The organism is Cecembia lonarensis LW9, from assembly GCF_000298295.1.
Classification (GTDB): Bacteria; Bacteroidota; Bacteroidia; order Cytophagales; family Cyclobacteriaceae; genus Cecembia; species Cecembia lonarensis.
This window is the reverse complement of record NZ_AMGM01000003.1, coordinates 65,592-84,585: the sequence shown is the minus strand read 5'-3', so window position 1 is coordinate 84,585 and position 18,994 is coordinate 65,592. Positions and strand designations below refer to the sequence as shown.

Annotated in this window: 17 protein-coding genes and 4 tRNA genes; 17 read left to right on the top strand and 4 right to left on the bottom strand. The window is 41.7% G+C overall.

From position 1 onward, the window contains the following. Window positions 1-9 precede the first annotated feature (9 nt). Together ftsA and ftsZ are read left to right on the top strand one after the other, a co-directional pair. Entirely contained in the window at window positions 10-1,326 is a 1,317-nt protein-coding gene (gene ftsA, locus B879_RS01740) for a cell division protein FtsA (protein ID WP_009183404.1), read from the top strand. 93 nt (window positions 1,327-1,419) lie between these two features. Then, on the top strand, window positions 1,420-3,066 hold the full coding sequence (gene ftsZ / locus B879_RS01735; RefSeq protein ID WP_009183403.1) for a cell division protein FtsZ: 1,647 nt from the start codon (window positions 1,420-1,422) through the stop codon (window positions 3,064-3,066). A 3-nt stretch (window positions 3,067-3,069) separates the two neighbouring features. On the opposite strand, the gene B879_RS01730 is transcribed toward ftsZ, so the two are convergent. Next, window positions 3,070-3,594 carry an NADPH-dependent FMN reductase gene (locus B879_RS01730; protein WP_009183402.1) on the bottom strand — a complete coding sequence of 175 codons (525 nt, stop codon included), beginning with the start codon at window positions 3,592-3,594 and terminating at the stop codon, window positions 3,070-3,072. 119 nt (window positions 3,595-3,713) lie between these two features. Between B879_RS01730 and B879_RS01725 the strand changes: the two genes are divergently transcribed. Both B879_RS01725 and B879_RS01720 read left to right on the top strand, forming a co-directional pair. Next, complete coding sequence (locus B879_RS01725; RefSeq protein WP_009183401.1) at window positions 3,714-4,550, top strand: purine-nucleoside phosphorylase; 837 nt, start codon at window positions 3,714-3,716, stop codon at window positions 4,548-4,550. An 87-nt stretch (window positions 4,551-4,637) separates the two neighbouring features. Beyond that, entirely contained in the window at window positions 4,638-5,432 is a 795-nt protein-coding gene (locus B879_RS01720; RefSeq protein ID WP_009183400.1) for a purine-nucleoside phosphorylase, read from the top strand. Window positions 5,433-5,597: 165 nt separating this feature from the next. Here B879_RS01720 and frr read toward each other — a convergent pair whose 3' ends face one another. The 3 genes from frr to B879_RS01705 all read right to left on the bottom strand — a co-directional run bounded on the left by frr (window position 5,598) and on the right by B879_RS01705 (window position 7,477). Further along, on the bottom strand, window positions 5,598-6,158 hold the full coding sequence (frr, locus tag B879_RS01715; protein ID WP_009183399.1) for a ribosome recycling factor: 561 nt from the start codon (window positions 6,156-6,158) through the stop codon (window positions 5,598-5,600). A gap of 11 nt (window positions 6,159-6,169) precedes the next feature. After that, window positions 6,170-6,880 carry a UMP kinase gene (gene pyrH, locus B879_RS01710; protein ID WP_009183398.1) on the bottom strand — a complete coding sequence of 237 codons (711 nt, stop codon included), beginning with the start codon at window positions 6,878-6,880 and terminating at the stop codon, window positions 6,170-6,172. A 102-nt stretch (window positions 6,881-6,982) separates the two neighbouring features. Continuing rightward, window positions 6,983-7,477: an acyl-CoA carboxylase biotin carboxyl carrier protein subunit gene (locus B879_RS01705; RefSeq protein WP_009183397.1), complete on the bottom strand. Its 495-nt coding sequence runs from the start codon at window positions 7,475-7,477 to the stop codon at window positions 6,983-6,985. A gap of 50 nt (window positions 7,478-7,527) precedes the next feature. Between B879_RS01705 and B879_RS01700 the strand changes: the two genes are divergently transcribed. The 13 genes from B879_RS01700 (at window position 7,528) to rpoB (ending at window position 18,963) form a co-directional block, all read left to right on the top strand. Beyond that, window positions 7,528-10,134 carry a M1 family metallopeptidase gene (locus B879_RS01700; protein ID WP_009183396.1) on the top strand — a complete coding sequence of 869 codons (2,607 nt, stop codon included), beginning with the start codon at window positions 7,528-7,530 and terminating at the stop codon, window positions 10,132-10,134. 153 nt (window positions 10,135-10,287) lie between these two features. Beyond that, window positions 10,288-10,370 (top strand) — tRNA-Tyr (locus tag B879_RS01695). 42 nt (window positions 10,371-10,412) lie between these two features. Next, window positions 10,413-10,485: transfer RNA gene (locus tag B879_RS01690), tRNA-Gly, on the top strand. Window positions 10,486-10,516: 31 nt separating this feature from the next. Beyond that, window positions 10,517-10,588: transfer RNA gene (locus B879_RS01685), tRNA-Thr, on the top strand. Window positions 10,589-10,648: 60 nt separating this feature from the next. Further along, the gene (gene tuf / locus B879_RS01680; RefSeq protein ID WP_009183395.1) at window positions 10,649-11,836 is read left to right on the top strand and encodes an elongation factor Tu; all 1,188 of its coding nucleotides are present in this window, start codon (window positions 10,649-10,651) and stop codon (window positions 11,834-11,836) included. Between the two features lie 112 nt (window positions 11,837-11,948). After that, window positions 11,949-12,019 (top strand) — tRNA-Trp (locus tag B879_RS01675). Window positions 12,020-12,037: 18 nt separating this feature from the next. After that, on the top strand, window positions 12,038-12,226 hold the full coding sequence (gene secE / locus B879_RS01670; RefSeq protein WP_009183394.1) for a preprotein translocase subunit SecE: 189 nt from the start codon (window positions 12,038-12,040) through the stop codon (window positions 12,224-12,226). 20 nt (window positions 12,227-12,246) lie between these two features. After that, window positions 12,247-12,804 carry a transcription termination/antitermination protein NusG gene (nusG, locus tag B879_RS01665; protein WP_009183393.1) on the top strand — a complete coding sequence of 186 codons (558 nt, stop codon included), beginning with the start codon at window positions 12,247-12,249 and terminating at the stop codon, window positions 12,802-12,804. Window positions 12,805-12,807: 3 nt separating this feature from the next. Then, window positions 12,808-13,251: a 50S ribosomal protein L11 gene (rplK, locus tag B879_RS01660; RefSeq protein WP_009183392.1), complete on the top strand. Its 444-nt coding sequence runs from the start codon at window positions 12,808-12,810 to the stop codon at window positions 13,249-13,251. Window positions 13,252-13,261: 10 nt separating this feature from the next. Further along, entirely contained in the window at window positions 13,262-13,960 is a 699-nt protein-coding gene (gene rplA / locus B879_RS01655; protein ID WP_009183391.1) for a 50S ribosomal protein L1, read from the top strand. 2 nt (window positions 13,961-13,962) lie between these two features. Further along, the gene (gene rplJ / locus B879_RS01650) at window positions 13,963-14,505 is read left to right on the top strand and encodes a 50S ribosomal protein L10 (protein WP_009183390.1); all 543 of its coding nucleotides are present in this window, start codon (window positions 13,963-13,965) and stop codon (window positions 14,503-14,505) included. Between the two features lie 42 nt (window positions 14,506-14,547). Then, a complete protein-coding gene (gene rplL, locus B879_RS01645) occupies window positions 14,548-14,931 on the top strand; it encodes a 50S ribosomal protein L7/L12 (protein ID WP_009183389.1) in 384 nt (127 codons plus the stop codon). A gap of 156 nt (window positions 14,932-15,087) precedes the next feature. Next, on the top strand, window positions 15,088-18,963 hold the full coding sequence (rpoB, locus tag B879_RS01640; protein ID WP_009183388.1) for a DNA-directed RNA polymerase subunit beta: 3,876 nt from the start codon (window positions 15,088-15,090) through the stop codon (window positions 18,961-18,963). The last annotated feature ends 31 nt before the right edge of the window (window positions 18,964-18,994 follow it).

Genomic DNA, 18,994 nt, shown 5'->3' with positions numbered 1-18,994 from the left:
GATGATGCTATGGAAAACGACAAATTTATTGTAGGACTCGATATTGGAACTACCAAGATCTGTGCGGTGGTGGGCCGCAAAAACGAGTTCGGGAAACTGGAAGTGTTGGGCATGGGTAAGGCCGTCTCTGACGGTGTAATCCGTGGGATTGTGACCAATATTGACAAAACAGTCAATGCAATCCAAAAGGCTGTCGGTGATGCTTCTGATATGGCAGAAGTTGACATTGCCAATGTGATCGTAGGGATAGCAGGTCAGCATATCCGCAGCACAGTCCATCATGGGGCCATCATCCGAAATCCCAATCAGGATGAAATCACCATTGAAGATGTGCGCCGACTGGCCAATGATATGGAAAACATCGTCGTACCTCCTGGAAATACCATCATCCATGTCATGCCGCAGGATTACACGGTTGATTATGAGGATGGCATCAAAGATCCTGTGGGTATGTCGGGTTCCAAATTAGAGGCGGATTTCCATATCATCACAGCACAGACCACTGCAATCAACAATATCAACCGATGTGTTAAAAGAGCAGATTTAGTGTCCAAAGACCTGATTCTTGAGCCTTTGGCCAGTTCTTTATCTGTGCTGAGCGAGGAAGATAAAGAGGCCGGTGTATGTCTGGTAGACATTGGTGGTGGAACCACTGACATTGCCATTTTTTATGACAATATCATCCGTCATACAGCAGTCATTCCTTTGGGCGGCAACATCATCACTACAGACATTAAAGAAGGTTGCATGGTCCTTCACAATCAAGCAGAGCTTCTTAAAACCAAGTTTGGTAGAGCCATAGCAGAAGAAGCCAATCCAAATGAAATCGTATCTATTCCTGGGCTAAGAAATAGACCGCCAAAAGAAATATCCATAAAAAATCTTGCAGCCATCATTCAGGCCAGAATGGAAGAAATCATCGAGCATGTACAAAATGAACTGGTAGCCAGTGGGCATTACAAAAAACTGGCAGGAGGTATTGTATTGACCGGGGGTGGTTCTATGCTCTCAGGAGTAGCCCAATTGTTTGAGTACATGACAGGTCTGGATACCAGAATTGGATATCCCAATGAGCACCTGGGCAAATGTAAGGTAGATGAAATCAAGAGCCCCATGTATGCGACTTCTGTAGGCCTTGTGCTGGCAGGTTTCAAATCGTTTGATGAAAGAGAAGAAACTTACAGAAAACGCTATGAGACAGGTATGTATACCAAACAGGATCAAAAGGAAAAGAACAGCGACATGGCGTCCAACATATTTTCCAAAGTAAGGATGAGACTAAAAGATATCATCACCAGTGATATCGGCGAAGATAATAATTACTAGGGCTTATCATACTGGGGAGGTGATGGGTTTTGCCCTTCACTTCCCTCATTAACTACTCGAAATTAAATTCACCAACATAAAACGTCAGATAACATGAAAGATTACCAATTTGATCTTCCCAAAAACCAAAAATCCATCATCAAGGTGATTGGTGTTGGAGGGGGTGGTTCCAATGCTGTGAACCACATGTATAATCAGGGCATCAAAGATGTCGAGTTTGTGGTCGTCAATACCGACGCACAAGCATTGAAAAGCAGCCCAGTGCCTTTAAGGTTACAATTGGGTGCTAACCTTACTGAAGGACTTGGCGCAGGAGCAAATCCGGAAAAGGGTAAAAATGCAGCCATTGAAAGCAAAGAGGATATCCGTGAACTTTTATCCGATAACACTAAAATGGTCTTTATTACTGCCGGTATGGGTGGTGGCACAGGAACAGGCGCTGCACCTGTAATTGCGAAAATTGCCAAAGATATGGATGTCCTGACAGTGGGTATTGTAACGGCTCCATTTGTTTTTGAAGGCAGAAAAAAAATGCAGGCAGCCCAACAAGGTATTGAAGCTTTAAGGGCAAACTGTGATACCGTACTGGTCATCTTAAATGATAAATTGCGGGAAATTTACGGCAATTTGGCCATAAGATCAGCTTTTGCCAAGGCAGATAATGTTCTGACTACAGCCGCCAAGTCTATTGCTGAGATCATCACGGTTCACCAAGATGTGAACGTGGACTTTGAGGATGTAAAAACTGTCATGAAAGATGCAGGAGCAGCAGTGATGGGATCAGCCTCTGAAGAGGGCGAAGGCAGGGCTATCAGGGCAGCTGAAAAAGCCATTGCATCTCCCTTGTTGAACAATGTGGATATAAAAGGTGCCCAAAAAATTCTTTTGTCGATCATGTCCGGGGAAGAAGATGAATTGTCAATGGATGAATTGAGTGAAATCACTGAATATATCCAAGAAAGAGCAGGAGATGATGCCGATGTGATCTTCGGTCAAGGGATTGATCAGGATTTGGGTAAAGCCATCCGCGTGACGGTCATTGCCACAGGCTTTGAGATGGATAAGCTGACCGGAGTAACGCCAAAAAAGCCGGTTGAAAATAGGGTCGAAGAAAGTCCTGCTCAAGAGGAAAGTGATTCTGTAAAAAAGGTAATTGACCTTGAATCAGGTAAAACTTCTAAAGTGGATGAGGATGATTTAGCTGAGGCGGGAAAAACTTTCACTTTTACCTTCAAAAAGCCAATTTTCACACCTGCTAATGATGAAAATGAAAGAGAGGAAAATGTCAATTCCATGCAGGAAAGAAAAAATGAGCCGGTGAAATCCGTTGAAGTAGATGAGGAAGAAGAAGCTGAATTTGAATTTGTGCCAGCACAACCAGAATCCCAAAGGGTAGTTTTTGAATTGCCGGCTGAGAAAGAGCAAGAACCGGAATTGCCAAAAACCAATTTGCCTAAAGAACAGCCTGCAACGGCCTATTCCAATGATTATTATGAGCAATTAAGGCAAAAGGCCATCCAAAAGGCCTATGAGCGCTTTGAAAAGCTTAAGAATTTAAAAACCTACTCTCAGTCTCCTGAGGAATTCAAAGACAAACTGGAAACCCCAGCTTTCATTCGTAAGCAAGTGAAGTTGACGGATGTTCAGCACAGTTCCGAAAGAAGCATTTCCAGGTTCAACCTGAGTGATGAAAACGAGTTTCTGAAAAACAATAGGTTTTTACATGATAATGTTGATTAACTTTTAAAAGTCAATCAACATTTCAGCTTGGGTATGAAGCAATTCTATGTACAGCCTGTTGGTGAGCAGGTTATCTGACATATTTTCCTCAATCTTGGCTAGTTTAGGCTTGAGGGGAAGTACATGCATCCCCAAGTAATGGAAGATGTCGGTGAGGTGGCTCAATGCGATGCCACCCCCGCCTACTCCTGATGATATACCCACCAAGGCGCATTTTTTATTTCTGAAGGTATTGGGATAGGTCATACCGTCTATGAATGTTTTTAGAATACCTGGGAAGGAACCGTTGTATTCAGGCACAATAAACACATACTTTTCTCCGGATTTTATCTTATCATGAAAAGCATTATATGCCGGGTTTTTGCCGTTATTTTCATAAAGTGCTGAAAATGCAAAATCATGGGGTAAGTCCCGTAAGTTTAAGATTTCGGATGAACTGCCTTTTTCCAATAAGATTTGCTGGTATAATTTTGCGATGGTTAGGGATAGCGCATTTGTTCTGTTTGTCCCTACGATTATTTTGATCATGCTTTGGTTTTGAAATCTTTGAAGATTACTACAATGCCAAAAGTCAAATAGTTTCCTTATTGTTTAAATTTCATGGCCAAAAAGCCATTATTCCTTACCTTAGGCAAAATTTTAGTTGCATGAGAGAAGAACCGAATATTTCATATCAAGAGCAGATCCGCCATGCCTATGAATTCATTCATCATAAATTTGAAGAACCTCTGGAAGCAGGGATTATCCTTGGCACAGGTCTAGGTCAACTTATTCATAATATCAACATAGCGCTGGAAATTCCCTACGAAGAAATTCCTTTTTTCCCTTTATCTACAGTAGAAAGCCATAAAGGGAAGCTTATCCTTGGGGAGCTTTCTGGTAAAAAGGTAGTAGCTATGCAAGGCCGCTTTCATTATTATGAAGGCTACTCGATGAAAGAAGTTACTTTTCCAGTCCGTGTGATGAAATTGCTGGGCATCAAACATCTTTATGTTTCCAACGCTGCCGGAGGTCTAAATCCTGATTTTGGGATAGGAGAATTGATGATTATCAATGATCACATAGACTTGTTTCCCGAAAATCCACTTCGGGGAAAAAATTTAGATGAATTTGGTGTAAGGTTTCCGGATATGTCTGAACCATATGAACAGTCCCTGATTGAGAAGGCTTTTGGTATTGCCAAACAGCACAATCTGAAAGTGCACGAAGGGGTTTATGCAGCTGTGCAGGGCCCTAATTTGGAAACAAAGGCAGAATACAAGTATTTGCGTACCATTGGTGCGGACGCCATTGGCATGAGTACCATTCCGGAAGTGATAGTGGCTAGACACATGGAACTACCTGTTTTTGCCATTTCTGCCATCACAGACCTTTGCTCTCCCGGCAACATCAAAAAAGTAAGGATTGAAGAAGTTTTGGCTGCTGCTGCTAAGGCTGAACCGGGAATGAGTTTGATTATTCGTGAGTTGGTGAAGCGAGTATAAGCTTCAAATTTAAACGTTTCGGTAAATTTCCATTACAGTAAAGAATAACCTAGTACATTGTACCTTGTACTTTGTACAAATGAAATTATGCTGCAAGAAGCTGTTCAGTATCTAAAGGGTAAAGTCTCCTTTATACCGGAAACCGGGATTATCCTGGGTTCTGGTCTTGGAGGATTGGTCCACCAAATCGAAGTCAATCATAAGTTCTCCTATGCTGAAATTCCAGGCTTTCCTGTATCGACTGTTGAAGGGCATTCCGGTGAGTTGATTTTTGGACATCTTGATGGTAAAGCTGTCATGGTAATGAGTGGGCGTTTTCATTACTATGAAGATTATCCCATGAAGACGGTAGTTTTTCCGATTCGTGTCATGCGTCTATTGGGGGTAGGTCTGCTTGTCGTTACCAATGCCGCAGGAGGCCTAAATGAGGATTTTGAAGCGGGAGATATCATGCTGATAGAGGATATGATCAGTTTGCTCCCTGACAATCCACTAAGAGGGCCCAATGAGGAAAATTTAGGGCCTAGGTTTCCGGATATGTCAGCTCCTCTTGATGCAGATTGGATCGAAAAAGCAGGCCTAATTGCCAAAGGTTTGGGTCTGGATTTGAAGAAAGGAGTATATGTGGGGGTTCAGGGTCCCAAATTAGAGACTAGGGCAGAGATTCGATACCTGCGCATCATTGGTGGAGACGCAGTGGGCATGAGTACTGTTCCTGAAATCATAGCTGCCCATCATATGGGTATGAAAGTTTTGGCCTTTTCAGTCATTACAAATGAAAGTATCCCAAAGGTAGCCAAGGAATTCACCCATGAAGAAGTAGTAGCGGTGGCCAACCTTTCTGGTGAAAAGTTGGTAAGACTGGTAAGGGGGGTGTTATAGGGAAAAAATACGGAAGTTTAAGCAAGCAGTATTTTTGCCTGAATGCTGTGCTCTAAATGTTTTTGGTTTTCAAATTACTCCTGCCCTCAGGTTTTGGCGAACAAAAAAGCCAGCTTTTTTGGCTGGCTTGATGATTTTTAGCGATTTGGAAAAGTAACTCCCTAACTATATTGTCATGATTTCAGCCTCTTTCTTGGCCAATAGTTCATCAATTTTGGTAGAAAATTTATCAGTAAGTTTTTGAACGGTATCTTCGGCTCGCTTCACTTCATCTTCCGGAGCACCGTCCTTTTGCAACTTTCTTAATGATTCATTGGTGTCCTTTCTAATTGTCCGGATAGATATTTTGCCATTTTCAGTTTCCTGCTTGGCTTGTTTCACCAATAATTTCCTTCTTTCTTCCGTCAAAGGGGGAATCGTCAAAATGATCACTTCTCCATTGTTTTGAGGAGCAAGACCCAAATCAGAGTTGATGATGGATCGCTCTATTTCACTGATAAGTGTTCTTTCCCAAGGTTTGATCGCCAAAGTTCTGGCGTCAGGTGTCGTCACCGAAGCTACCTGCTGCAGTGGTGTGGCGGCTCCATAGTAGGTCACCATGATCCCATCCAATAAGTTGGGCATGGCTTTTCCCGCTCTGATTTTTACCAATTCTGCTGCGGTATGGTCTACCGCCTTTTGCATCATCTCTTTGGCTTCGTCCAGGTATAATTGAATCTCTTCCATGTGTTTCTGGATTATTTTGAAGTAATTAAGGTTCCAATGTCTTCACCTGCAACAATCTTTTGAAGGTTGCCAGGCTTGTTCATGTCAAACACCACAATGGGCAGATGGTTTTCCTGACATAGGGTGAACGCCGTCATGTCCATGATGTTGAGGTTTTTTTCATAGGCTTCCTGAAAAGACAGCACATTGTATCTTGTGGCATTTTTATCTTTTTCCGGGTCAGCAGTGTAGACGCCATCTACTCTGGTGCCCTTCAATACCACATCTGCTTCAATTTCAATGGCCCTAAGACTGGCTGTGGAATCGGTGGTAAAATAGGGGTTGCCTATTCCCGCACCAAATATCACAATTCTGCCTTTTTCCAGGTGCCTGATGGCACGCCTTCTGATAAAAGGTTCACAGACACTTTCTACTTTTATACCTGACATCAGACGGGTAAACATCCCATTTTGTTCTAAGGCACTTTGCAAGGCCATGGCATTGATCAAGGTGGCCAACATGCCCATATAATCTCCCTGTACCCGGTCTATTCCAGTCTTTTCGGCCTGAACACCCCTAAAAATATTGCCTCCTCCAATGACGATGGCAACCTCTACACCAAGATCCTTTACTTTTTTGATTTCCTGAGCGTATTGTTCCAGCCTGTTGGAGTCTATCCCGTAGTTTTTTTCTCCCATCAAAGCTTCGCCACTCAATTTCAACAATATTCTGTTATATTTCATTATTGATGTTGGTCTAAGAAAAAGGTATTCTATTTCTTTTTTTCTGTTTTATAAATCCGCCAAATATAAGGCCTTCCTTAAGAATTCTGAAACTGTGCCTATTTAAAATTGGATCAATACCTGATTTTTTTCCACACTGTCCCCTTTCTTAACTTTGATGCTTTTGATTGTACCATCCCCAGGTGATTTCAGGATATTTTCCATTTTCATGGCTTCCAGAATAAGTACAGGATCTCCCTTTTTCACTTCCTGACCCTCTGAAACTTTGATGTCATATATCAGTCCCGGCATAGGGGCTTTGATATCTTTGGCAGCTTGATGCTGCAGGTTATTCATGCCAAGTTTTTCCAGCAGGAGATCAAATTTGTCCTTCAACTGAATATCGCAGGGCTTGTTGTTTAATTTGAGTTTGACCATTTTGGTCTGGGTATCCACTTCTACTACTTCCAGGTTGTAAGACTGTTCTTTATAGATTACCAGAAAGTGCCTGTCGCGCACTTTGGAAATGGTCCAGTCCAGTATATTGCCGTTGACAAGAAAATACTCCTTGGACTTTTCTACCTCAAATACGGAATTTTTAATGCTTGCTGAATACATTTCTATTATTTTGCGCTAAGATATAGGATAAATATTTAAAAACCATTTTCATGAAAGACTGCAAGTCGTATCTAATTTTGGTGTTGACAGCATTTGTTTTTTGGTCCTGCCAAACCTCTAAAACCATGTTGGTTGATCAGGAAGAGGTAGAAGAACCTTTCTTTGAACTGGACACTGCAGTGGCAAGTGGACCTGAACGGACTGAATTGATCCGACTCCTCGAAGACAAAATTGAAGGCTATCAGGCCAGCAGGCAAAGAGATTTCGATTTGTTGCACACGGCTTTGGATCTGAGTTTTGATTATGAAAATGAATGGGTGCTGGGAACGGCAGAACTGACGCTGAAGCCATACTTTTTTCCACAAAATGAACTGGTGCTTGATGCCAAAGATTTTGAAGTGCATCATTATGCTTTATTGACGGATGATGGTGAGCAGGCCCTTAACTTTAGGTATAATGGCAGAAAGTTGACCTCCTATCTTCCAAAATCCTTCACCCGTGAAGACACCCTCAAAGTAAGGATCAAATATACGGCTATGCCAAATGAGAAAGCCGGAGGAGGAAGCAGAGCAATAACAGATACCAAAGGCCTTTATTTTATCAATGCCAGAGGGGAAGAACCCAATAAACCTACCCAAATATGGACACAGGGAGAAACAGAACACAATTCCAAGTGGTTTCCCACCATTGATACACCCAATGAACGGGGAACCCAAGAGATTAGGCTTACAGTGGATGCTGATTACCGCACGCTGAGCAATGGTTTGTTGCAGTCCAGTAAAGACAATGGAGATGGTACCCGAACAGATCACTGGTTGATGGATTTGCCCCATGCTCCATATTTGGCCGCTGTAGTGATTGGGGATTTTGTGGAAATACAGGATGAGTGGGAAGGGATGCAAGTCAATTATTATGTGGAAAAGGAATTTGAGGAGGGCGCCAAAAAGGTGTTTGCCCATACTTCGGAGATGATCGGTTTTTTTTCCGAGCTTTTAGGGGTACGCTATCCATGGCAGCGATATGATCAAGTCGTTGTGAGGGATTTTGTATCCGGCGCCATGGAAAACACCACCATTTCTATTTTTATGGAGGAACTTAACCTGACAGCCAGAGAGGCGATTGATTCCGAATGGGATGGTATCATCGCTCATGAATTATTTCATCAATGGTTTGGTAACTATGTAACCAATGAGTCCTGGGCTAACCTCACCTTAAATGAAGCCTTTGGCAATTATGCAGAATACCTTTGGTACGAATACAAAAAGGGTAGGGATGATGCTGATATGCATCAGGTGGCAGAAATGGAACAATACTTTGATGAGTCACGGGAAAAGCAGGTGGACTTGGTGCGATTTTATCATGAGGATGGAGAGGATATGTTTGACAGTCATTCTTATGCTAAAGGGGGAAGAATATTACATATGTTGAGAAGGCATTTGGGTGAGGATGCTTTTTTCGCTTCCTTGAAACATTATTTGGAAAAGCATGCTTTCAGTGCCGTAGAAGTTCACGATTTGAGGCTGGCTTTTGAGGAAGTAACAGGGATGGACATGAATTGGTACTTCAATCAATGGTTTTTGGCTTCAGGTCATCCCATCTTAGCGTATGAAGTAGATTACAGCCAACCTGAAAACCTATTATTGACGGTGGCCCAGCAACAAGATTTCACGAATACCCCACTTTACAGAATACCATTCAAAGTCAGCTGGTATCATCAAGGTCAGCGCTATGAAAAGGAATTGGTCCTTGATAAAGCTTGGCAGCAGTTTGCTATCCAAAATGAAGTTCCGGTCAATACCTTATTGGTAGATGAGGCCAAAGAAATATTGGCAGAAAAGCGTTCCTACAGAGGGAAGGAGCATTTTATACATCAATACAGAAGTTCACAATTGGGTGTAGCCCGGTATGAGGCCTTGGACAGCCTAGCTACTTATTATGCTGAGGATATGGATGTGGCTGCTTTGATAGGTAAAGGGCTTGATGATGAGTTTTGGGCCATCCGCGAACTGGTTATTATGAAAATATCACAGCATCCAGAGTGGCTAATGGCCATAGAGCGGCTGGAAGACAGACTCTATGAAATGGCCGATAATGATCCAAGGCATACGGTAAGGCTAGGAGCCATAGAACTCCTTTCATTGATCGATGGGGAAAAGTATGCGCCGGCTTTCATGCGTTGGATGAACCATCCTTCCTATTACGTGGCTGGTGCAGCATTGAGTGCTTATTTGGAAGAAGAGAGTAATTCCAATCGAGATGAGATTGCTGCCAGGTATGAATCTGAAAAAAATATACGAATGGTTGTCGCATTGGCAGATTACTATTTATCAGAGGAAATTTCCGGAAAGGGAGAATGGTTTCATGAAAAGCTTGATGTTTTAACCGGGCAGGCTTTGTATTACTATTTGGGGTACTATGGAGATTATTTCGCCAAATTGCCTCAGGAGGGTGCGCCAAAGGCCATAGAACAGCTACAGACACTCGCTGGAGCTCATAGGGCTAACTATATAAGGATTGCAGCATTTATTGGGCTTTTTGCTTTTATTGATGATTCCTCGGTTTTGGAAAAGGCAAAAGAAATCTGGAATCAAGAAACCGATGAAATGGCAAAGCGTTACATGGAATTTTTCATCTCATCTTACACAGAAGAAAATTAATTCCTTGATTCTAATCGGATTAATAGATGCTGGTAAAAAATACTTTGAAAATTTTTGACAATATTTTGAATGTTTAGGAAAAGGGTATAATTTTGCCATCCGTTAAGAGTACAAAAACCTTTGTAAGGTTAAAAATCTTAAAAAAATTCAGTTGGGGGAATACCAAAGCGGCCAACTGGGACGGACTGTAAATCCGTTGACTTATGTCTTCACAGGTTCGAATCCTGTTTCCCCCACTAAATTAAAATGATCTTGAAAAAGATCAAAGCGTAATATAAGCGGGAGTAGCTCAGTTGGTAGAGCGGCAGCCTTCCAAGCTGCAGGTCGCGGGTTCGAGCCTCGTCTCCCGCTCTATGCTTTTTATAGCATATTAGTGTTATCAGCCGACGTAGCTCAGGGGTAGAGTACTTCCTTGGTAAGGAAGGGGTCACGGGTTCAAATCCCGTCGTTGGCTCTGAAACATTGAAAAATTTAACTAATTCATATCTTTAACTAAAACAGAGGATTTTCACGCATGGCAAAAGCAACCTTTGACCGTTCCAAACCGCACGTTAACATCGGTACGATTGGTCACGTAGACCATGGAAAGACAACTTTGACTGCTGCCATTACAACAGTATTGGCCAAAAAAGGTCTTTCTGAATTAAGAGATTTCTCTTCTATCGACAACGCTCCAGAAGAAAAAGAAAGAGGTATCACCATCAACACTTCTCACGTAGAATATCAAACTGAAAAAAGGCACTACGCTCACGTAGACTGTCCTGGTCACGCTGATTACGTTAAGAACATGGTTACCGGTGCTGCACAAATGGATGGCGCTATCCTTGTGGTAGCAGCTACTGATGGCCCAATGCCACAGACAAGAGAACACATCCTTCTTGCCCGTCAGGTAGGTGTACCTGCTCTTGTTGTATTCTTGAACAAAGTGGACATGGTAGATGACCCTGAGCTTCTTGAGCTTGTGGAGATGGAAGTAAGAGAATTGCTTTCTTTCTACGACTTTGACGGAGACAACATTCCAGTAATTGCAGGATCTGCCCTTGGTGCACTTAATGGTGAAGCTAAGTGGGAGGATACAGTAATGGAATTGATGAATGCAGTTGATGAGCATATCCCACTTCCTGAGCGTCTGATCGACAAAGATTTCTTGATGCCTGTAGAAGACGTATTCTCTATCACTGGCCGTGGTACTGTAGCAACCGGTAGAATTGAAAGAGGTGTGATCAACTCTGGTGACCCTGTAGATATTATTGGTATGGGTGCTCAGGGCTTGAAGTCTACTGTTACTGGTGTGGAAATGTTCCGTAAGATCCTTGACAGAGGTGAAGCAGGTGATAACGTAGGTTTGTTGTTGAGAGGTATTGAGAAGTCTCAGATCAGGAGAGGTATGATTATCTGTAAGCCTGGTTCTGTAACTCCTCACGCTCTATTCAAGGCTGAAGTTTACGTTCTTTCAAAAGAAGAAGGTGGACGTCATACTCCATTCTTCAACAAGTACCGTCCTCAGTTCTATTTGAGAACTACTGACGTAACCGGTGAAATCAAGCTTCCTGAGAACGTGGAAATGGTTATGCCAGGTGACAACGTTACTATTGAGGTGAATTTGTTGAATGCAGTTGCTTTGGAAAAAGGTCTACGTTTTGCGATCCGTGAAGGTGGTAGAACTGTAGGTGCTGGTCAGGTGACTGAAATTCTTGACTAATCATCGAGATTGATATAAAATCAAATGCGATCCTGAAGAATTTTTGGGATCGCATTTGTTTCTTATTCCAGTTCTAACTACCTTTGCGTTCCTTTTGGGAACCAAAATATCTACGGGCATAGTTCAATGGTAGAATAGCGGTCTCCAAAACCGTTGATGGGAGTTCGAATCTCTCTGCCCGTGCAATTAATGATGTAAACCATGAATATAAAAAGTTTTGTCATCGAATCCATTGATGAAATGAAGAACAAGGTCACATGGCCTACTTATTCATTTCTTCAAAATAGTGCCGTTTTGGTAATTGTCGCTTCATTGATTTTTGCGTTAGTTATAGGCCTGATTGACCTTGGATTCGAGAACCTGATGAAATGGTTTTACGATTTATTCTAATCGAAGATTAATAATTACTGATGGCTGAACATAAGTGGTACGTACTTAGGGTGGTAGCTGGACAAGAGAAAAAAGCCAAGTCTTACTTGGATAATGAAATTGTCCGTGCGAAGCTTCAGGAGTTTATTCCTGAGGTGTTGATACCGTCCGAGAAAGTTTACGAAATGCGCAATGGCAAAAAGAGGGTAAGGGAAAGAAATTTTTTCCCAGGCTATGTTTTGATCAATGCGGATTTGAGCCATGGTGAGGCCAATCATGTGATTACGAGTATCCCGGGTGTTATCGGTTTCTTAGGTTCAAACCAAGGGGGAGCTTCCAAAACCCCTGAGCCATTACGACAATCAGAAGTCAACAGGATTTTAGGTCGTGTTGAGGAGATTGATGAGTTTGCGGAGAAATTGGATACACCATTTATAGTCGGAGAGACCGTTAAAGTAATGGACGGACCTTTCAGTGGTTTCTCGGGAACAATAGAAGAGGTGTTTGAAGATAAAAAGAAATTGAACGTTATGGTCAAAATCTTTGGTCGAAATACACCTGTCGAATTAAACTTTATACAAGTAGAAAAACAAGATTAAGAAATGGCTAAGGAAATCACTGGGTATTTGAAATTACAAGTGAAAGGTGGCCAGGCAAATCCATCGCCTCCGGTTGGTCCTGCTCTTGGTTCCAAGGGTTTGAACATCATGGAGTTCTGTAAGCAGTTTAATGCCCGTACCCAAGAAAAAATGGGACAGGTATTACCTGTTTTGATTACTATTTTCTCTGACAAAAGCTTTGAATTTGTTGTTAAAACGCCTCCTGCAGCTATCATGTTGTTGGAAGCAGCAAAAGTGAAAAGTGGATCTTCAGAGCCAAATAGGAAAAAAGTAGGTTCTGTTACCTGGGATCAGGTAAAAGAAATTGCTCAGGTTAAAATGCCTGACTTAAACGCTTTCAAAGTAGAATCTGCCATGAAAATGATTGCAGGTACTGCTAGAAGTATGGGTATCACAGTTTCTGGTAAAGCTCCTTGGGAGGAATAAAAATAATACTATGGCTAAGTTAACAAAAAAGCAAAAAGAAGCTCTTTCTAAGTACGACCCAAGCCTGCAGTACTCCCTAGAAGACGCTTCTTCCATTATAAAGGATATCACCAATGTAAAATTTGATGCTTCCGTAGATATCGACGTCCGTTTGGGTGTGGATCCTAGGAAAGCTGATCAAATGGTCAGAGGTGTTGTAGCCCTGCCTCACGGTACCGGTAAGGACGTGAAGGTGTTGGTGTTATGTACTCCTGACAAAGAGGAAGAAGCTAAGGAAGCTGGTGCAGATTATGTGGGTCTTGACGATTATATCGCCAAAATTGAAGGTGGATGGACTGATATTGATGTGATTATCACCATGCCTAACGTAATGGCAAAAGTTGGTAGACTAGGTAGGGTATTGGGTCCTAGAGGTTTGATGCCAAACCCTAAATCAGGAACCGTTACTTTAGAAGTAGGCAAAGCTGTAAAAGAGGTGAAAGCCGGTAAAATCGACTTTAAAGTTGATAAATTCGGAATCATTCATGCAGGTATTGGTAAAGCATCTTTCACACCTGAGCAAATTCAGGAAAATGCAAAAGAGCTTATCAATACAATCTCCAAGCTTAAGCCTGCCTCTTCAAAAGGTACATATTTCAAGAGCATACACTTATCAAGTACAATGTCTCCTGGAGTGAAAGTAGATAAAGGAAGTATTCAAGGTATTTAATCATGACTAGAGAAGAAAAATTACAAATAATCGAAAGTCTTACCGAGAAGTTGAAAGAAACACCATACTTCTATATCACGGATGCTTCAGGTTTCTCTGTGGCTCAGGTAAATGCTTTCAGAAGAGTATGTTTTGAAAAGGGTTTGGAATACAAGGTGTACAAAAATACCCTTATAGCAAAAGCTTTGGATAACCTTGAAGGAGATTACAAAGACTTCGCTGATCAAACCTTGAAAGGTTTTTCAGGTATCATGTTTTCCAAAGAAATTGGAAATTTACCTGCAAAAGTACTCCTAGATTTTAGGAAAAAATTAGGCAAGAAAGAAACAAGACCAGTATTCAAAGGTGCTTACATCGACACTGATGTATTTGTTGGAGAAGCTAATCTTGAATTACTTTCTAATCTTAAATCCAAGCAGGAATTGCTTGGCGATCTTATCGGATTGCTTCAGTCCCCTGCTAAAAACCTTGTATCTGCGTTACAAAGTGGTCAGAACAACATTACGGGTGTTCTTAAAACTTTGGCCGACAGAGAAGAAAAATAATCGTATCAAATCATTCAAAAAACAATTTAAATTAGTAATAAAATGGCAGATCTTACACAACTTGCAGAACAGTTGGTTAACTTGACTGTAAAAGAAGTAAAAGAATTGACAGATATCCTTAAAGATCAGTACGGTATCGAACCTGCTGCAGCTGGTGCTGTAATGGTAGCTGGTGGTGGTGCTGGTGCTGGTGAAGCCGCTGCTGAAGAAGAAAAAACTGCTTTTGACGTTATCCTGAAAGCTGCTGGTGGTCAAAAATTGGCTGTTGTGAAGCTTGTTAAGGAATTGACTGGTCTTGGCTTGAAAGAAGCTAAAGAATTGGTTGATAGTGCTCCTAAAGCAGTTAAAGAAGGTATCGCTAAAGACGAGGCTGACGCTTTGAAGAAGTCTCTAGAAGAAGCTGGTGCTGAAGTAGAAATTAAGTAATTTGAATAGCCTTTCCTTTTTATAGGTAAGGTTATGCGCTTAGACCTGACTAACTAGTCAGGTCTTTTCCTGTTTGTGCTCAGGTATAAAATTGCACTATTTCAAGCGAAAATTGTCGCTTTTGGTTATTTATTTTCACTAAAAACATATACTGCCTTGGCTATCCAGAATCAAACCGCAAGGAAAAGTTTCTCATCAATAAAGGTAGTCAAAGACTATCCGGATTTCCTAGATATCCAATTACAATCTTTCAAGGACTTCTTCCAGTTGGATACTCCAGCAGAAAGAAGAAGACAGGATGGTCTGTTCAAGGTTTTTTCAGAAAATTTCCCTATTTCAGATTCCCGGGAAAATTTCACCCTTGAGTTTATTGACTACACAGTGGACCCTCCAAAATACAGCGTTGAAGAGTGTATTGACAGGGGTTTGACATACTCCGTTCCCCTTAAGGCAAAATTAAGACTGCTTTGTCATGATGAGGATAATGAAGACTTTGAAACAATTGAACAGGAAGTTTTCTTAGGAAACCTTCCATACATGACCGAAAAAGGTTCCTTTGTTATCAATGGCGCTGAAAGGGTTATCGTATCTCAACTTCATAGGTCTCCCGGCGTGTTCTTTGCTCAAAGCAAGCATACCAATGGTACTAAATTGTATTCGGCTAGAATTATACCCTTCAAAGGGAGCTGGATAGAATTTGCCACTGACATTAATAATGTCATGTATGCTTATATCGACCGAAAAAAGAAATTCCCTGTTACAACCTTGTTAAGAGCCATTGGATACGGTTCTGATAAGGAAATTCTTGATCTTTTTGGTCTTTCTGAAGAGGTTGAAGCGCACAAGAGTACCTTGAAAAAAATTACAGGCCGTAAGCTTGCAGCCCGTGTTTTGAGAACCTGGGTGGAAGATTTCGTTGATGAGGATACTGGTGAGGTAGTATCTATAGATAGAAATGAAGTTTTGTTAGAAAGGGATTCCGTTCTGACAGACGAAGATATTGAATTGATTCTTGAATCCGGTGCCAAATCTGTTATCCTACATAGGGAAGATGTGAATGTGGCGGATTATTCCATTATCTACAATACCCTTCAAAAGGATAACTCCAACTCTGAAAAAGAAGCAGTTGAAGTGATTTACCGTCAGTTAAGGAATACGGAAGCTCCTGATGAGTCTACGGCCCGTGAGGTAATCCATGGCCTATTCTTCTCAGACAAGCGCTATGACCTTGGTGAAGTTGGTAGATATAGAATCAATAAAAAGCTGGGTCTGAGCATTGATCCTGAAAAAATTGTATTGACAACTGAAGATATCATTAACATCGTAAAATACTTGATCGGATTGATCAATTCGAAAGCCGTTGTAGATGATATCGATCACCTTTCAAATAGGAGGGTAAGAACTGTAGGAGAGCAACTTTACAGTCAATTTGGTGTAGGTTTGGCCAGAATGGCCAGAACTATCCGCGAAAGAATGAACGTTAGGGATAATGAAGACTTCAAACCTGTAGATCTGATCAATGCCCGTACGCTTTCTTCTGTAATCAATTCTTTCTTTGGTACCAATCAGCTATCTCAGTTTATGGACCAAACCAACCCGCTGGCCGAACTTACGCACAAACGTAGGCTGTCTGCTTTGGGGCCCGGTGGTCTATCCAGAGAAAGGGCAGGATTTGAGGTCCGTGACGTTCACTATACACATTATGGCCGTCTCTGTACCATTGAAACACCAGAAGGTCCAAACATCGGCTTGATATCTTCTCTTTGTGTTCATGCAAAAGTGAATACGATGGGCTTCTTGGAAACACCTTATAGAAAGGTGAAAGAAGGCAAAGTAAGCATGGATGCCAATGACATTGTGTTCCTGACTGCAGAAGAAGAAGATGATAATAACATAGCGCAGGCTAATGCGCCGTTGGATGAACAAGGTAACTTCATTAATGAACGTGTAAAAGCAAGATTTGAAGGTGACTTCCCTGTGTTGGAGCCTAAGGAAATTAGCTACATGGATGTGGCGCCAAACCAAATTGTATCTGTTGCTGCTTCCTTGATTCCATTCTTGGAGCACGATGATGCTAACAGGGCTTTGATGGGTTCTAACATGCAGCGTCAGGCGGTTCCATTATTGAAGCCTGAGTCACCAATCGTTGGTACTGGTCTTGAGTCCAAAGCTGCAAGAGATTCCAGGGCCCTTATTGTTGCAGAAGCCGATGGGGTAGTGGAATATGTGGATGCGAAAAGCATTACCATCAAATATGACCTTAGTGACGATGAACTTCTGGTTAATTTCACCGATCAGTATAAAACCTACAGTCTGATAAAGTTCAGAAGAACAAACCAAGATACTACTATCAACTTGACACCATTGGTGCTTAAAGGAGATAGAATTACCAAAGGACAGGTACTTTGTGAAGGATACTCCACCAATCAGGGTGAGCTCGCTCTTGGTAAAAACCTAAGAGTAGCTTACATGCCTTGGCAGGGGTATAACTTCGAAGATGCGATTGTTATTTCTGAAAGGGTAGTTAGAGAAGATATCTTCACCTCTATCCATATTGAGGAGTTCCAATTGGAAGTAAGGGATACCAAAAGAGGAGAAGAGGAATTGACCTCTGAGATACCTAACGTTTCTGAAGAAGCAGTTAAAAACCTTGACGAAAACGGTATCATCCGAGTGGGAGCTGAAGTAAAAGAAGGTGATATCATCATTGGTAAAATCACGCCTAAAGGTGAAACCGATCCAACTCCGGAAGAGAAATTACTAAGGGCTATCTTTGGTGACAAAGCCGGTGATGTGAAAGATGCTTCTTTAAAAGCTTCACCATCTTTGAATGGTGTGGTAATTGAGACCAAGTTGTTTTCAAGACCTAAAAAGGATAAAGATTTAAGGGCTAAGGCAAAGGCTGAAGTTGAGAAATTAAAAGCGAAGTACTCCAAAGACCTTTTGGGTATCCGGGCAAAAATGATCAATAAGCTGGTAACCTTACTCGATGGTAAAACTTCACAGGGTGTTAAACATAAATTTGGTGATGAGATCATCAGCAAAGGGATGAAATTTAATGCTAAGAACATTGAACAGAACCTTTTCCCTGCCAAAAACCCTTACAGAGATGAGTCCAATTACAATGTGCCTGAAGAGGCGAACTTAATTTCGGACATCATTTTGGATGATTGGACAGAAGATCTTCATACCAATGACCTGATCCAACAATTGGTGAAAAACTATGTCAACTCCAGAAATGAAATTTCCGGTAGGTTCAAGAGAGACAAGTTTACACTGGAAGTCGGGGATGAGCTTCCTGCAGGTATCGTACAGTTGGCTAAGGTATACATTGCCAAAAAGCGTAAGCTGAAAGTGGGTGATAAGATGGCCGGCCGTCACGGTAACAAGGGTATTGTGGCCAAAATCGTAAGAGATGAGGATATGCCGTTCTTGGAGGACGGAACGCCTATGGATATCGTATTGAATCCATTAGGTGTACCATCAAGGATGAACATCGGACAGATTTATGAGACAGTATTGGCATGGGCAGGTTTGAAGCTAGGTAAGAAATATGCTACCCCAATATTCGATGGTGCTACTATGGAAGAAGTATCCACAGAATTGGATGCAGCAGGCTTACCGGCATATGGCAGGACTTACTTGTTTGATGGTCTTACCGGGAATAAGTTTGACCAACCTGTAACTGTAGGTATTGCCTACATGCTGAAGCTAGGTCACTTGGTAGACGATAAGATGCACGCTAGGTCTATAGGACCATACTCACTCATTACGCAACAGCCTTTGGGTGGTAAAGCACAGTTTGGCGGGCAGCGTTTCGGAGAAATGGAAGTGTGGGCTTTGGAAGCATTTGGTGCATCCCATGTACTTCAAGAGATCCTGACAGTTAAGTCTGATGATGTAGTAGGTAGAGCTAAAGCTTATGAAGCTATCGTGAAAGGTGAAAACCTTCCAAAGCCTAATATTCCGGAATCATTCAATGTATTGGTTCATGAATTGAGAGGTTTGGCTCTTGAAATTACCCTTGATTAATTCAAAAAAAATGGGCCGAAAGGCCCTTAAC

What these genes read in the sequence shown, in the direction of transcription:
- ftsA (WP_009183404.1), top strand. Translation starts at nt 10, where the DNA reads ATGGAAAACGACAAATTTATTGTAGGACTCGATATTGGAACTACCAAG.
- ftsZ (WP_009183403.1), top strand. Translation starts at nt 1,420, where the DNA reads ATGAAAGATTACCAATTTGATCTTCCCAAAAACCAAAAATCCATCATC.
- B879_RS01730 (WP_009183402.1), bottom strand. Translation starts at nt 3,594, where the DNA reads ATGATCAAAATAATCGTAGGGACAAACAGAACAAATGCGCTATCCCTA.
- B879_RS01725 (WP_009183401.1), top strand. Translation starts at nt 3,714, where the DNA reads ATGAGAGAAGAACCGAATATTTCATATCAAGAGCAGATCCGCCATGCC.
- B879_RS01720 (WP_009183400.1), top strand. Translation starts at nt 4,638, where the DNA reads ATGCTGCAAGAAGCTGTTCAGTATCTAAAGGGTAAAGTCTCCTTTATA.
- frr (WP_009183399.1), bottom strand. Translation starts at nt 6,158, where the DNA reads ATGGAAGAGATTCAATTATACCTGGACGAAGCCAAAGAGATGATGCAA.
- pyrH (WP_009183398.1), bottom strand. Translation starts at nt 6,880, where the DNA reads ATGAAATATAACAGAATATTGTTGAAATTGAGTGGCGAAGCTTTGATG.
- B879_RS01705 (WP_009183397.1), bottom strand. Translation starts at nt 7,477, where the DNA reads ATGTATTCAGCAAGCATTAAAAATTCCGTATTTGAGGTAGAAAAGTCC.
- B879_RS01700 (WP_009183396.1), top strand. Translation starts at nt 7,528, where the DNA reads ATGAAAGACTGCAAGTCGTATCTAATTTTGGTGTTGACAGCATTTGTT.
- tuf (WP_009183395.1), top strand. Translation starts at nt 10,649, where the DNA reads ATGGCAAAAGCAACCTTTGACCGTTCCAAACCGCACGTTAACATCGGT.
- secE (WP_009183394.1), top strand. Translation starts at nt 12,038, where the DNA reads ATGAATATAAAAAGTTTTGTCATCGAATCCATTGATGAAATGAAGAAC.
- nusG (WP_009183393.1), top strand. Translation starts at nt 12,247, where the DNA reads ATGGCTGAACATAAGTGGTACGTACTTAGGGTGGTAGCTGGACAAGAG.
- rplK (WP_009183392.1), top strand. Translation starts at nt 12,808, where the DNA reads ATGGCTAAGGAAATCACTGGGTATTTGAAATTACAAGTGAAAGGTGGC.
- rplA (WP_009183391.1), top strand. Translation starts at nt 13,262, where the DNA reads ATGGCTAAGTTAACAAAAAAGCAAAAAGAAGCTCTTTCTAAGTACGAC.
- rplJ (WP_009183390.1), top strand. Translation starts at nt 13,963, where the DNA reads ATGACTAGAGAAGAAAAATTACAAATAATCGAAAGTCTTACCGAGAAG.
- rplL (WP_009183389.1), top strand. Translation starts at nt 14,548, where the DNA reads ATGGCAGATCTTACACAACTTGCAGAACAGTTGGTTAACTTGACTGTA.